Origin of the sequence: Pseudoalteromonas aliena (genome assembly GCF_038155085.1) — a bacterium.
Taxonomy (GTDB): Bacteria; Pseudomonadota; Gammaproteobacteria; order Enterobacterales; family Alteromonadaceae; genus Pseudoalteromonas; species Pseudoalteromonas aliena_A.
In genome coordinates this window covers 66,681-79,629 of the sequence record NZ_JBAKAU010000012.1, presented here as the reverse complement: position 1 = coordinate 79,629, position 12,949 = coordinate 66,681, and the positions used below count along the sequence as shown (strand labels likewise).

Below are 12,949 nucleotides of genomic sequence, written 5' to 3'. Positions count from 1 at the left end.
AAAAAGTTGTTTTAAAGGGATTAAGCTTTTTTGCTTGCTACCCATTCATTAACAAAATTCTCTAGTACATTAAGTGGTACTGGACCATTTTTAAGTACTACGTCGTGGAACTGGCGAATATCAAACTTATCACCAAGTTGCTTTTTAGCGTCTTCACGAAGTTCTAAAATCTTAAGCATACCCACTTTATAAGCCGTTGCTTGTGAAGGCATTACAATGTGACGTTCTACCATTTTAACACCGTCAGATGTTGCATTAGGCGTGTTATTTACGTAGTAATCAATACCTTCTTGGCGAGTCCACTTCATCGCATGAATACCCGTATCAACCACTAGACGACATGCGCGCCAGAGCTCCATTGAAAGACGACCAAAATCTGAGTAAGGGTCTGAGTACAGACCCATTTCTTTAGGAATGAACTCTGAGTATAAACCCCAACCTTCAATATACGCTGTGTAGCCACCAAATTTACGGAACTTAGGAACGCCTTCTAGTTCTTGCGAAATAGCTATTTGCATGTGGTGACCTGGAATACCTTCGTGGTAAGCAAGTGCTTCCATTTGATATGTTGGCATAGCTTCCATGTCATAAAGGTTAGCGTAATAAATCCCTGGGCGTGAACCATCTGGAGCTGGCTGTTGGTAAAATGCCTTGCCCGCAGCTTTTTCACGGAATGCTTCAACTGCTTTTACTTTTAAATCAGCTTTTGGTTTAACAATGAATAGCTCATCTAGACGTGTTTTCATTGTATTAATAAGCCCAGTGGCTTCATCAAGGTAACGTTGCTTACCTTGTGCATCATTTGGGTAGTAAAATTGCTTATCAGTTTTCATAAACTGCATAAACGCTTTTAAGTCACCTTTAAAGCCTACTGTATCTTTAATTTCGCGCATTTCATCATGAATACGTTTAACTTCAGAAAGACCAATTGCATGGATTTCTTTAGCGGTTAAATCTGTTGTGGTAGTACGCTTAAGTGCATTGTTATAAAATGCTTCGCCATCTGGTAATTTCCATGCACCATCACGGTTATCAGCACGTTTTTCTAGCTGCGCTAGGTAGTTAATTAGCTTAGAGTAAGATGGTTTAACAGCTGATTTTAATGCATCTGATGCATCGCTGATCAGCGAGTCTTTTTCGTTTTGGTTAATTTCAAGCGCTGATACTTTGCGTTTAAAGTCGGCAAGCAATGTAGAATCATCGCCTTTTTCGAATGGCGCACCGTGAATAATGTTTTTGCTTGAATCAATAACATGCGGGAACACAAATTTAGGAGCAATAATCCCCTTATCAGCACGAGTTTCTAAGTCAGTAATAAGCTGTTCAATAACGTCAGTTACACCGTTTAGGCGTGAAATGTAGTCTTTAGCTTCTTTTACATTACTAATTGAGTGCTGATTAATTAAAAACGCAGGGATCATAGAATGCGTACCAAACATTTGGTTCACAGGGTAATTATGGTAGCGCCATTTAAAGTCTGCAATTGAGTTTTCAAGATCCTGTTTTTTTAAGTCGTAGCTAACTTTTGTTGCATCATCTAATAAATCACGATTAATCGTTTTTAGCTCGACTAAGTCGGCTTTAGTTTGTGCTAAATCTTTAAGCTTTTTATCTTCGCTACCATCGTCCCATTTATCGTAATCTTGCTTAATCCCCATGTATGTTTGATATACAGGACTGCTCATTACATCGCGGTTAAATGTATCTTCAAAAAAAGCATTAGCTTTATCTATTTCACTTTGTACAGGCTGTACTTGTGCAACTGAAGCAGGTGTTGATTGCTGAGTTGCTTGTTGACAGCCAGCAAGCAGTGCAACACTTACAGCTGCTGCAATAAAAGTAAGTTTACGCATTGTTTTCCCTTTTGTTGTTAGAAACCCATTAGGGTGATTTATATTTATTAGTTTTATATTGTTATGCAGTGCCTTAGCACTACACAAATAATTCTAGCAGGTCATTTAAAAAGCGGTGACCTTTTAAGGTTACCTGCCAATAGCTGCCTGTTTGAGTCAATAAACCTTTATTAATTGCTTGGTTTAATGCACTTTGCTGACTTTGCAACGGCAGTGTTGTTAGTTTATGAAAATCATTAATAGGGCAAGACTCAACAAGGCGAAAGCGATTCATAAAAAATTCAAACGCTAAATCGTCTTGCTCTACATGCCAGCTTTTATAAATATGCGGTTTAATTAAATCCATATAGCCACGTGGATGCTTAACTTTTTCGGTACGCGTTATAAGCCCCGTATTTGCATCAGTAACCTTACCATGCGCGCCACAGCCAATACCGAGATAATCGCCAAAACGCCAATAATTTAAGTTATGTTGGCATTGATAGCCCGGTTTAGCATAACCAGATATTTCGTATTGCACGTAACCTGCTTGCGCGAGTAACTCAACCCCTTGCTCTTGGATATCCCACAGCGTTTCGTCTTGTGGCAAGATAGGGGGCTTTGAAGCAAACTGAGTATTGGGTTCAATAGTTAGTTGATACCAAGATATATGCGGAGGATCGAGCGCTATTATTTGTTTTAAATCACTTAGTGCATCATCAAGTGTTTGCCCAGGTAAGCCATGCATTAAATCAAGGTTAAAACTATTTAAACCGGCTTCTTTAGCTTGTTTCGCGGCATAATTTGCCTCGTCGCTGCCATGAATCCGACCAAGTGCTTTTAACTTGTCGTTTTGCATGCTTTGCACGCCGATAGAAATACGGTTAATGCCTGCTTTTACGTAATCTTTAAAGCGACCTGTTTCTACTGTACCAGGGTTGGCTTCAAGGGTAATTTCACAATTTTCTTCAAACCCAATTAGGTTATCGACTTCATTTAATAATCGGGTATAAGCTGCACCAGTTAATAAGCTTGGCGTGCCACCGCCAATAAAAATACTGTGTATTTTACGCCCTTGCACTAAATGTAAATCAGCTTTTAAGTCATCAATTAAGTGCTGAATATATTCAGCTTCGGGTATGTCGCCTTTTTGCCCATGGCTATTAAAGTCGCAGTACGGGCATTTTTGCACGCACCAAGGCACATGCACATATAAGCTCAGTGGTGGAAGGTTCACAGGCCGCCTTTTTGCTGTAGTTTTAGTAATAATTTTTGCAGCGCTTGTCCGCGATGACTCACTGCATTTTTTTGCTCTTTTGTCAGCTCAGCACTGGTACAATTTTGCTCTGCTACAAAAAACACCGGGTCGTAACCAAAGCCACCGTTGCCATTTTGAGTGAGCGTAATTTCGCCTTCCCAGCTTGCACTACAAATAAGAGGAGTAGGGTCATCTGCGTGACGCATTAATACCAGTACACACCAAAAGCGTGCACTACGGATAGGGTTATTACCCAAATCTACAAGTAACTTATCAATGTTATCTTGATCGCTAGCATTCGGGCCTGCAAAGCGGGCTGAATACACACCGGGCGCACCATTTAAGCCATCAACTTCTAAACCAGAGTCATCGGCAATTGTAGGCATACCAGTAATTTTAGCGGCATGGCGTGCTTTAATAATGGCATTTTCAACAAAGGTAGTGCCGGTTTCGGCAACTTCACCTACGTTAAAGTCGCTCTGCGGAACTACATTAATATTCAGAGGGCTTAGCATGTTAGCTAGCTCATTTACTTTGCCAGGGTTACCCGTAGCAAGTACTAAAGTTTTGGTCATGTTATTAATCTACGTAAAATTTTTGCTGAAACTGTAATTTTTGAAATTGATTACTTTGTTGTATTTCAATCTCAAAGCGTAAAATCTCTTCGTTGGTGTAATCAACTTGGGCAAGGTAATAAATTGACTCACCTTCTTTTACTTCTTTAAAAGTAAGCGTTTGTTTGTTGCCAAGTAGGTTTTTTACTGTGCCAGTAAGCGTTGCTGTTTGGGCTGTATTTTCGGTATCATTTTTCAATATAGAAATATTTACAATACCTTTGTATCCGCTTCTCTCAAGGTTGTATGCTTTTGCTATTTTTGGTTGAATAAAAGTAGAAGGAAAAGCAATGTAATGCACTTGCCAAGGCCCAAGCTCTTTATACTGTGCGCCTTGCATTTCTTCACTTTGCGCGTTAAACGCAAAGGCTAAACAAGCAATAAAACAAAACTTAATTAAACGGTTCATTATGTATTCCTCAAAACATATAAAAAAGAGGCCTTTGGGCCTCTAATTAAAAAATCAATATTAGACTAAAAAATCCATAAGCAGCATTTGCAAAAACTGAATACCAATAATAAGCACTAAAACTGATAAATCTAAGCCACCCATTGATGGCAATATTTTACGAATTGGTTTTAGCATTGGCTCAGTCAGTTGATGGAAAACCGCTTCAATAGGGTTATAGCCTTGGCTAACCCAACTTAAAATAGCGCGAATAATAAGTACCCAAAATACTAAGTTGAGGCCTTCCTTTAGTACAGTTATTAGTGCTTGAATAAGTACTGGCTGTATTGCCCACGCACCATAAATAACTAACATAAGTGTACTAATTTTTGCAACGGCTACAATATATGCTAGTAATAATGATGCTAAATCAAGCCCTCCAAATCCAGGAATAATTTTACGTAGTGGTTTTACAGCAAACGAGGTTGCTTTAACCACAAATTGGCTCATTGGGTTGTAAAAATCAGCTTTTGCCCACTGTAGCCAAAAACGCAGTAGTACCACCATTAAAAATAAATCAAACAGGGTACTGATCAAAAATTGCATGGCATTCATAATGTAACCTTCAATAAAAAGTAATTTTAAAGTTCTTTTTCCATTTGCTCTGCGCGGGCAATACACGCATTCATCGCGTCGCTAACAGTTTGTGTTAAGCCTTCGCCTTTTAAATGCTCAACTGCGGCATGTGTAGTACCGCCTTTAGATGTTACATTCGAGCGCAACTGCGAAATAGTAATATCTGGTTGGCTAAGTGCCATTTCTGCCGCGCCAAGCGCTGTCTGTTGTACTAAGCGACGGGCATCTTCATCGTTAAAACCAAGTGCTTTAGCTTTTTCTTCAATGGCTTCCATAAATAAGAAAAAGTAAGCAGGAGAGGAGCCGGTCACAGCAATAATATCGTTAATTTGTGACTCTTTTTCAACCCATACAACAATGCCTGTGCATTCAAATACTTGTTGTACAAACGCGTGTTCATTGGCTGTTTCGCCTGCGCCAAATAAACCCGATACACCACGGCCAAGTAGTGATGGGGTGTTTGGCATACAACGTACCATTTTAACGTCTTGGCCTAGCATTTCACGTAAACGCTTAACAGTTAAACCTGCGGCAACCGATATAAATAATTTATCACTAAAGTCTACGCCTGACTCTTGAAACGATTTACATAAATCGCCCATCATTTGAGGCTTAACCGATAATACAATGACGTCAGCATCGCGTAGGGCTTCGTTATTGTCACTGGTGGTTTTCACCTTGAAATCGTCTGCTACCTTTGCAAGCTTTTCTCGGTTGCGGTTTGTAGCAATGATGTTGTTTGCGTTAAAACCGTTTTTTACCATGCCACCAATAATGGCATAGCTCATATTACCTGTGCCTATAAATGCGATTGTTTTATCTGACATATGTCTGTTATCACCTTTTAAGTTCGAGTTCCAAAAATATCTGTGCCAATCCTCACCATGGTCGAACCTGCACTAATGGCAGCTTCAACATCTCCACTCATACCCATCGACAACGTATCTATATGAGGATATTGGGTCTTTAGTTTATCAAAGCAAGTTTGTAATTGCTTAAAATATTGAGTTTGCGTCTCCAGTTTGTCGCTTTTAGCGGGAATTGCCATTAAACCACGAAGTGTTAAGTACTCACATTGGCTAATATAATCGGCAAGTTCATCTATTTCATCGAGGTGACAACCTGACTTTGCTTCTTCGTTACTTATATTCACTTGAATGAGAATATTAAGAGGCGGTTTATTGTCAGGACGCTGAGAATTTAATCGTTTCGCTATTTTTATACGATCAACACTTTGCACCCAGTCAAAATTTGTGGCCACTAAAGCACTTTTATTTGATTGAATAGGGCCAATAAAATGCCAAATGATGTCGCTATATGGCTGTAGTTGAGCTATTTTATCAACAGCCTCTTGAACATATGACTCGCCAAATTGGCGCTGGCCATGCTCGTAGGCGGTAATGATATCTTCACAAGGTTTGGTTTTTGATACTGCTAATAAAGTTATTTCGTTGCTATTTCTTTGTGCATTTTTTGCCGCTTTTATAATTCTCACATAGGCGGATGTGAGTCGTTCTGCTATTGTAACCATATATTTATCAGTTAGTTGTGGAGTCATAAATGGATATTACCGAATTATTGGCGTTTAGTGTTCAACACAAAGCATCCGATTTACATTTATCATCGGGTGTTTCACCTATGATACGTGTAGACGGTGACGTGCGCCGTATTAATATACCAGCACTTGAAGACAAAGATGTAAACAGTTTGGTTTACGACATTATGAACGATAATCAGCGCAAGGACTATGAGCAAAATCTTGAAGTGGATTTTTCGTTTGAAGTGCCTAATTTAGCACGCTTTCGTGTTAATGCGTTTAACTCTAATCGCGGGCCAGCTGCTGTATTTCGTACCATACCAAGTGAAGTGTTAACGCTTGATGATTTAGGTGCGCCAGATATTTTTAAAACCATCTCTGATACCCCACGTGGACTCGTGCTAGTGACTGGCCCAACGGGCTCTGGTAAATCAACAACACTTGCCGCGATGGTTGATTATATAAATCAAAATAAACATCATCATATTTTAACAATAGAAGATCCCATCGAATTTGTTCACGATAATAAATTAAGTTTAGTAAATCAGCGTGAAGTTCATCGTGACACGCATAGCTTTTCAAATGCTCTTCGTAGTGCTCTTCGTGAAGACCCTGATGTAATACTTGTTGGTGAACTTCGAGATTTAGAAACAATTCGCCTTGCAATGACTGCAGCAGAAACGGGGCACTTAGTATTTGGTACACTACATACTACTTCAGCGCCAAAAACGATTGACCGTATTATCGACGTATTCCCTGGTGAAGAAAAAGCGATGATTCGTTCAATGTTATCTGAATCTCTACGCGCAGTAATTTCACAAACATTACTTAAAAAAATAGGTGGGGGACGAATTGCAGCACATGAAATTATGATAGCAGTACCAGCTATTCGTAATTTGATTCGTGAAGATAAAGTCGCACAAATGTATTCATCTATCCAAACTGGGGCATCTGTGGGTATGCAAACAATGGATCAGTGTTTAACAAACCTAGTTAATCACGGTATTGTTACAAATGCTGCAGCCAAAGAAAAAGCACAAGATAAAACACAATTTGGCGGTTAAGGAACTACGATGAATTTATCTTTACACCATTTTTTACTCATTATGATAGAAAAAAAAGGCTCTGATTTATTTGTATCAAGTCAGTTGCCTGTTAGCGCTAAAATAAATGGCGAATTGATAGCGCTAAGTGACGAAAAGCTAACTGATGAACAGTCCTTAGAGCTTGTTGAATCAGCAATGAGTGAAAAGCAAAGAGCAGAGTTTCATACTACTAAAGAGTGTAATTTTGCAATTGCTACTGATGAAGGGCGTTTTCGTATTTCTGCTTTTTGGCAGCGGGATAGGGCTGGCATGGTTATTCGCCGAATTGTAACGCAAATACCGGATGTGAATGAGTTAGGGCTGCCCTCTACACTTACAGATGTAATTATGTCTAAGCGCGGCCTTGTTCTATTTGTAGGCGGTACTGGTACGGGGAAATCGACCTCGCTAGCGGCACTTATTGGTTACAGAAATCGTAACCAACGAGGTCATATACTGACAATTGAGGATCCTATTGAGTTTGTACATGAACATCGTAAAAGTATTATTACTCAACGTGAAGTAGGGCTTGATACAGAAAGCTTTGAGTCGGCACTTAAAAGCTCATTACGCCAAGCTCCTGACGTGATTTTAATTGGTGAAATACGATCGCAAGAAACCATGGAGTATGCATTAAGCTTTGCAGAAACAGGCCATCTTTGTGTTGCGACACTACATGCAAATAATGCAAACCAAGCGATTGATCGTATCATGCATTTAGTACCTAAAGAAAAGCACGATAAGCTGAAGTATGATTTAGCGCTTAACCTACGCGCAATTATTGCTCAGCAATTAATACCAACCTCAGATGGCGAAAGCCGAGTGGCTGCAATAGAAATTTTACTTAATTCACCTATGGTTGCCGAGTTGATAAAAAAAGGTGATATTGGCAGTATTAAAGAAACTATGGCTAAATCGAAAGAGATGGGCATGCAAACCTTTGATCAAGCGCTATTTGAGCTTTATAAACAGCAGCGTATTAACTATGCTGATGCACTTCATCATGCTGATTCGCCAAATGACTTACGTTTAATGATCAAATTACGTAATAACGAACAACAAGGTGCGGGCTTTTTACAAGGCGTTACTATTGATGGCCTTGATGAAAAGAATAATGATTAATAGCTATGAAAAAAGCGCCAATAGGCGCTTTTTTATTTATATAGAAGGCTTATTCACCGTAACTAGATTCAAAAAAGCTTTCTAAAATAATAACCGCAGACATATTATCTACGTTACCTTTACCTAAGTTCTTATAGCCGCCATTTTCAAAAAGTCGCGCTTTAGCATCTGCAGTCGTTAAACGCTCGTCTTGTGTTTGCACAGGAATGCCATAATGATCATGCAATCTGTTGGCAAACTTTTTTGCTTTAAAGGTTACCTCTTGTGACGTTCCATCCATATTTAATGGTAAGCCAACAACCATTAAGTCAGGCTGCCACTCGGCTACTTGTACGGCGATATGGTCCCAATTAGGAATACCATCTTGTGCTTTTACAGCCTTAAGGCTAGACGCGCTGCCAGTTAACTCTTGCCCAATAGCAATACCAATACTTTTGGTGCCAAAGTCAAAGCCCATTACAGTGCGTTCGCCTTGCGGTTTAAGCGATTTTTTTGTCATGTGTATCTTGTTTAATTTGTTAAGGGTTAAGTTACTATTATGCGTGACCAGCTTCAGGACTAAGTTGGCTAATATCAAAGCCCAACATTGAAACTGCTTTTTCCCATCGTTTTTCAACGGGGGTATCAAAAATGATCTTCGGATCGGCTTTTATGATCAACCAGCTGTTATCGAGTAACTCTTGTTCGAGTTGTCCTTGCTCCCACCCTGAATAACCAAGTGTAATAATAAACTGCTCTGGTGCTTGTGCAGTGGTTAAATTTGCTAGAACGTCTTTTGAGGTAGTGATCATAATATCGCTACTGAGTTTTTGACTTGCTGAATAACCCGATTGGGGAGAGTGCAGTACAAAACCACGGTCTGTTTTAACGGGTCCGCCTGCAAACACACTTACTTTTGCTGCGTTTTGACTTTTGTCGTTATCAATCTCTATTTTATCTAAAAGTTCGCCAACAGTAACATCAATAGGTTGGTTTATTACCAAACCCATAGCCCCATCTTCGTTGTGCTCACAAATATAGGTAACAGCACGTTTAAAAAAAGGGTCTTGCATCGACGGCATCGCGATTAAAAAATGATTTTCTAATGATTGCATAGATTTCACCCTTTTTAGTTAATGAACTTTGAGTATGGCATAGTTATTTAAATTGACATAAAAAGTCCATTAATTGCATGAAAGGCTTAAACTAATGGGCTTTTTATTGCGGTAATTATTTACCTAATTTACGCTCAATTGCATCAAATAAAATACCCGTGATAGAAATATCATAAGCAGCTTCAATTTCGCGTACGCATGTTGGTGCAGTTACGTTAATTTCAGTTAATTTATCGCCAATAATATCTAAACCTACAAATATTAAGCCTTTTTCTTTGAGCGTTGGTGCAACAGCTTGCGCTATTTTTAAATCTGATTCGCTAAGTGGACGGGCTTCGCCTCGACCGCCGGCAGCCAAATTACCGCGTGTTTCACCATTTTGCGGTATACGCGCTAAACAATATGGAATAACTTCGCCATCAACTACTAGTACGCGCTTATCACCTTGTTTGATCTCAGGGATGTAATTTTGCACCATAGCGAAGCGGCTGCCATGTTCGGTTAGCGTCTCACAAATTACACCAATGTTGGCATCGTCTTCTTTAATGCGAAAAATAGATGCGCCACCCATTCCATCAAGTGGTTTTAAAATAATGTCTTTATGCTCGGCTAAAAATTCACGAATTTGTTTTTGGCTACGTGTAACAAGTGTGTCTGGCGTATGTTCGCTAAACCACGCTGTAAATAGTTTTTCATTAGCGTCGCGAAGGCTTTGTGGCTTGTTAATGATAAGCGTACCTTCTTGCTCAGCGCGCTCTAAAATATAGGTTGCGTAAATGTATTCAGTATCGAACGGTGGATCTTTACGCATTAAAATAACGTCTAGGTCAGCAAGAGCAATAGTGGCTTTTTCTTCAAGCTCATACCATTTTTCTGCATTATTAAACACTTGCGCTTTATATGCTGTAGCGTACGACTTACCTTTGCGAAGGGATAAATCGTCCATCTCCATGTAGTAAATTTCGTAGCCACGTTCTTGCGCTTGCATCATCATTGCAAAACCGGTGTCTTTTTTGATGTTAAACCCACTAATAGGATCTGAAATAATACCTAACTTAATTGCCATGCGCTGTGCCTTACTATAAATGTTACTGTTTATATGAGGGTGCTTTTAGTTATTTCAATTAGCTAAATCGCCAAATTGAAGTTGTAATGCACTTAAGACCGTTAAAGCCGCTGTTTCCGTTCGTAAAACGCGCGGGCCTAAGCGAATATCTACAAATTCTAGTTGTTTGGTTAGTGCCATTTCATCGTCAGTAAAGCCACCTTCGGGCCCTACTAAAAAGCGCACACCATCTTTAGGTACCGTAATGGTTTTAATGCTGTGCTCAGCACGAGGATGCAAGGTCAGTTTTATTGCCTGTGTTTGCTGCTCAAGCCATTGTTTTAAATCAACGGGAGGGTTAACAACTGGTACAAAGTTACGTCCAGATTGTTCAGCTGCTGCAATTGCAATTTTTTGCCATTGTTGATGTTTTTTCTCAAGACGATCGCCACTGAGTTTAACGCCGCAGCGCTGGCTAAAAAGTGGTGTGATTTCTGTTATACCAAGCTCTACAGATTTTTGAATGGTAAAATCCATCTTATCGCCACGAGAAACACATTGGCCTAAATGTATTTTAAGGGGGGATTCTACGTCATGTGGGTTGAGTTCAATCGGCATAACTACAACTGTTTTTTTAGTTACCTCAATTATTTCACTAAGGTATTCGCCACCTTCGCCATTAAAAATAGATACATGCTCGCCTACTTTCATGCGCAGCACTCGGCCAATGTGCCCAGCAGCGTCATCATCTAACGTTACAGGGGTGTTTAAGGCAATATCCGATGCCTGATAAATATGAGGAACTCGCATGGTACGTTATTTACTCATTAGCGAAAAATAGATACCGCTATGGTAAGTAAGCAAGCAGCTAGGTGCAATTATTTATTTTTAAATTTAATCTGGGAATTCAATTGGGTTTTTATGTGTTTGAGCTATATCTGTATGACACGAAAGGTGATTAGAGTGGCCTTTATCTGTGACAGGAGTGAAGGTAAAGCTATTATCAACTTGAGTTACTAAAAAACGATTTTTATGCAAAGAATTATAAATAAAACGTTGCTTGTCACTTGCCAGTGAGTAGTCGGTGCTATTAAATAAAACACCTTTTATATCATGATGTTCGTGTAAATAGCTGGCAAGTTCGGATACGCTAATTTCATTTTCAAGATCACAATAACAATAGTCTTTTATGAGCTCATCGAACATCATTTTTACTAACTGGCGAGTATTACCTCCAGCCACAACAAGCTCGCTGGCTGAAGTACGTTGTTCCTTACTAAAATAATGTTCAGTAAAGTTTCGGCTAAACTCGCTATCTATATCTATTAAAAGATAGTTAGTGATTTTAAATGACATAAGATCCTTCTGCATTTAAATATAAATTGGATAAAGGGTTTTCTAACAACTGAATTTAAAACGTTCAGTGTTAAATGGAAAACATACTAATAAGTAAATAGCCCACAGCACAAAAAACAGCAAACTCTATACATGCTACCCCAATATTATCTTGATGGTCTATTTCAAGAGCCGCATCAATATTTGGTAAAGAAATAACTTTTATCACATACGTTAAGCTATAAAGTAGTATCCACATTACACTGCAATGCATTATAAGTGTAAATATATTTTCTACCATTTTACCGTTTTGAAACTCCGCGCTAGACAACCCTGCATAAACTGCAAGTGCTAAACCGATTGATTTTCCTGCATACCTTATGCCTATTGATGTGTTTTCTAAATTGAAATTACTTTGTAGTGAAGCGCCTTGATTAGCCTTAGCAAAGCGATATTCTCGTATTTTACTATCAAGTGCAAACATCCCTTGCAAAGTGAAAAAGCTAACAAAGGCAATGAGTAAGTTACTAAACCCTTGAGTGTGGGTCCATGTATATAGGCCAAGTGCAATAATACAATTTGCTATTAGCATGCCGGAGTCAACTAAGGCGGCACATACATTTTGCTTTAATATAGCGGCTTCTTCATTGAATCTGTGCAATATCCATTTTCTGTGGATTAAGTGACCAACTTTTATAAACGTAAATAGTAAAACGATTAAAATAATTACTTTTACTGGATTTGACTGCGCGGTACTTACGCTTATTTCATCAAATAAAAAAGCTATAGTTGCTATAACGACGGAAATTTCAGATGCAAAACTGATACCCATGGCAAAGTTGTCGTGCTGTGCTAATTCCTCTTTAAGCGCTTGTTTTGCTTTAAATTGAGTGATAACTCTCAAAGTAAAAATAGTTAGGCAAATAACCGTAAAACTAATGGCAATCGCAATAAAACTAGTGTTAGATAAAGACAAATATGACATGGTGATCCTAATTAAGTT

General features: G+C 38.9%; 15 protein-coding genes. 2 read left to right on the top strand and 13 right to left on the bottom strand.

Annotated elements, in window-relative coordinates; translation table 11 throughout:
* Positions 1 to 20 precede the first annotated feature (20 nt).
* From V6260_RS12700 to V6260_RS12670, 7 genes are all read right to left on the bottom strand, one after another.
* Complete coding sequence (locus V6260_RS12700) at positions 21 to 1,853, bottom strand: DUF885 domain-containing protein (protein ID WP_341594531.1); 1,833 nt, start codon at positions 1,851 to 1,853, stop codon at positions 21 to 23.
* A 79-nt stretch (positions 1,854 to 1,932) separates the two neighbouring features.
* Positions 1,933 to 3,069, bottom strand: coding sequence for a radical SAM family heme chaperone HemW (hemW, locus tag V6260_RS12695; protein ID WP_341594530.1), 1,137 nt, complete (start codon positions 3,067 to 3,069; stop codon positions 1,933 to 1,935).
* Complete coding sequence (gene rdgB / locus V6260_RS12690) at positions 3,066 to 3,665, bottom strand: RdgB/HAM1 family non-canonical purine NTP pyrophosphatase (RefSeq protein ID WP_341594529.1); 600 nt, start codon at positions 3,663 to 3,665, stop codon at positions 3,066 to 3,068. The genes hemW and rdgB overlap by 4 nt, the downstream gene beginning before the upstream one ends.
* Before the next feature lie 4 nt (positions 3,666 to 3,669).
* Positions 3,670 to 4,113: a DUF4426 domain-containing protein gene (locus V6260_RS12685; protein ID WP_341594528.1), complete on the bottom strand. Its 444-nt coding sequence runs from the start codon at positions 4,111 to 4,113 to the stop codon at positions 3,670 to 3,672.
* A 60-nt stretch (positions 4,114 to 4,173) separates the two neighbouring features.
* Positions 4,174 to 4,707 (bottom strand): YggT family protein, encoded by a 534-nt coding sequence (locus tag V6260_RS12680; RefSeq protein WP_341594527.1) that lies wholly within the window; start codon positions 4,705 to 4,707, stop codon positions 4,174 to 4,176.
* 26 nt (positions 4,708 to 4,733) lie between these two features.
* Positions 4,734 to 5,555 (bottom strand): pyrroline-5-carboxylate reductase, encoded by an 822-nt coding sequence (gene proC / locus V6260_RS12675; RefSeq protein WP_341594526.1) that lies wholly within the window; start codon positions 5,553 to 5,555, stop codon positions 4,734 to 4,736.
* Between the two features lie 17 nt (positions 5,556 to 5,572).
* Entirely contained in the window at positions 5,573 to 6,286 is a 714-nt protein-coding gene (locus tag V6260_RS12670) for a YggS family pyridoxal phosphate-dependent enzyme (RefSeq protein ID WP_341594525.1), read from the bottom strand.
* A 2-nt stretch (positions 6,287 to 6,288) separates the two neighbouring features.
* Here V6260_RS12670 and V6260_RS12665 point away from each other — a divergent pair, with 2 nt between their 5' ends.
* A complete protein-coding gene (locus V6260_RS12665) occupies positions 6,289 to 7,329 on the top strand; it encodes a type IV pilus twitching motility protein PilT (protein ID WP_341594524.1) in 1,041 nt (346 codons plus the stop codon).
* A gap of 9 nt (positions 7,330 to 7,338) precedes the next feature.
* Positions 7,339 to 8,472: a PilT/PilU family type 4a pilus ATPase gene (locus tag V6260_RS12660; protein WP_341594523.1), complete on the top strand. Its 1,134-nt coding sequence runs from the start codon at positions 7,339 to 7,341 to the stop codon at positions 8,470 to 8,472.
* 49 nt (positions 8,473 to 8,521) lie between these two features.
* Here V6260_RS12660 and ruvX read toward each other — a convergent pair whose 3' ends face one another.
* From ruvX to V6260_RS12630, 6 genes are all read right to left on the bottom strand, one after another.
* The gene (gene ruvX / locus V6260_RS12655; RefSeq protein WP_341594522.1) at positions 8,522 to 8,971 is read right to left on the bottom strand and encodes a Holliday junction resolvase RuvX; all 450 of its coding nucleotides are present in this window, start codon (positions 8,969 to 8,971) and stop codon (positions 8,522 to 8,524) included.
* Positions 8,972 to 9,008: 37 nt separating this feature from the next.
* The gene (locus V6260_RS12650; RefSeq protein WP_341594521.1) at positions 9,009 to 9,566 is read right to left on the bottom strand and encodes a YqgE/AlgH family protein; all 558 of its coding nucleotides are present in this window, start codon (positions 9,564 to 9,566) and stop codon (positions 9,009 to 9,011) included.
* Between the two features lie 115 nt (positions 9,567 to 9,681).
* The gene (gene gshB / locus V6260_RS12645) at positions 9,682 to 10,632 is read right to left on the bottom strand and encodes a glutathione synthase (RefSeq protein ID WP_341594520.1); all 951 of its coding nucleotides are present in this window, start codon (positions 10,630 to 10,632) and stop codon (positions 9,682 to 9,684) included.
* A 54-nt stretch (positions 10,633 to 10,686) separates the two neighbouring features.
* A complete protein-coding gene (rsmE, locus tag V6260_RS12640) occupies positions 10,687 to 11,421 on the bottom strand; it encodes a 16S rRNA (uracil(1498)-N(3))-methyltransferase (RefSeq protein ID WP_341594519.1) in 735 nt (244 codons plus the stop codon).
* 84 nt (positions 11,422 to 11,505) lie between these two features.
* Complete coding sequence (locus V6260_RS12635) at positions 11,506 to 11,967, bottom strand: hypothetical protein (RefSeq protein WP_341594518.1); 462 nt, start codon at positions 11,965 to 11,967, stop codon at positions 11,506 to 11,508.
* Between the two features lie 70 nt (positions 11,968 to 12,037).
* A complete protein-coding gene (locus V6260_RS12630; RefSeq protein ID WP_341594517.1) occupies positions 12,038 to 12,931 on the bottom strand; it encodes a hypothetical protein in 894 nt (297 codons plus the stop codon).
* Positions 12,932 to 12,949 lie beyond the last annotated feature (18 nt).

Excerpts from the sequence above, each read along its gene's own strand:
- V6260_RS12660 (WP_341594523.1), top strand. The coding sequence starts at position 7,339 with ATGAATTTATCTTTACACCATTTTTTACTCATTATGATAGAAAAAAAA.
- V6260_RS12685 (WP_341594528.1), bottom strand. The coding sequence starts at position 4,113 with ATGAACCGTTTAATTAAGTTTTGTTTTATTGCTTGTTTAGCCTTTGCG.
- rdgB (WP_341594529.1), bottom strand. The coding sequence starts at position 3,665 with ATGACCAAAACTTTAGTACTTGCTACGGGTAACCCTGGCAAAGTAAAT.
- V6260_RS12665 (WP_341594524.1), top strand. The coding sequence starts at position 6,289 with ATGGATATTACCGAATTATTGGCGTTTAGTGTTCAACACAAAGCATCC.
- V6260_RS12680 (WP_341594527.1), bottom strand. The coding sequence starts at position 4,707 with ATGAATGCCATGCAATTTTTGATCAGTACCCTGTTTGATTTATTTTTA.
- rsmE (WP_341594519.1), bottom strand. The coding sequence starts at position 11,421 with ATGCGAGTTCCTCATATTTATCAGGCATCGGATATTGCCTTAAACACC.
- proC (WP_341594526.1), bottom strand. The coding sequence starts at position 5,555 with ATGTCAGATAAAACAATCGCATTTATAGGCACAGGTAATATGAGCTAT.
- ruvX (WP_341594522.1), bottom strand. The coding sequence starts at position 8,971 with ATGACAAAAAAATCGCTTAAACCGCAAGGCGAACGCACTGTAATGGGC.
- V6260_RS12670 (WP_341594525.1), bottom strand. The coding sequence starts at position 6,286 with ATGACTCCACAACTAACTGATAAATATATGGTTACAATAGCAGAACGA.
- V6260_RS12700 (WP_341594531.1), bottom strand. The coding sequence starts at position 1,853 with ATGCGTAAACTTACTTTTATTGCAGCAGCTGTAAGTGTTGCACTGCTT.
- V6260_RS12630 (WP_341594517.1), bottom strand. The coding sequence starts at position 12,931 with ATGTCATATTTGTCTTTATCTAACACTAGTTTTATTGCGATTGCCATT.
- V6260_RS12650 (WP_341594521.1), bottom strand. The coding sequence starts at position 9,566 with ATGCAATCATTAGAAAATCATTTTTTAATCGCGATGCCGTCGATGCAA.
- gshB (WP_341594520.1), bottom strand. The coding sequence starts at position 10,632 with ATGGCAATTAAGTTAGGTATTATTTCAGATCCTATTAGTGGGTTTAAC.
- V6260_RS12635 (WP_341594518.1), bottom strand. The coding sequence starts at position 11,967 with ATGTCATTTAAAATCACTAACTATCTTTTAATAGATATAGATAGCGAG.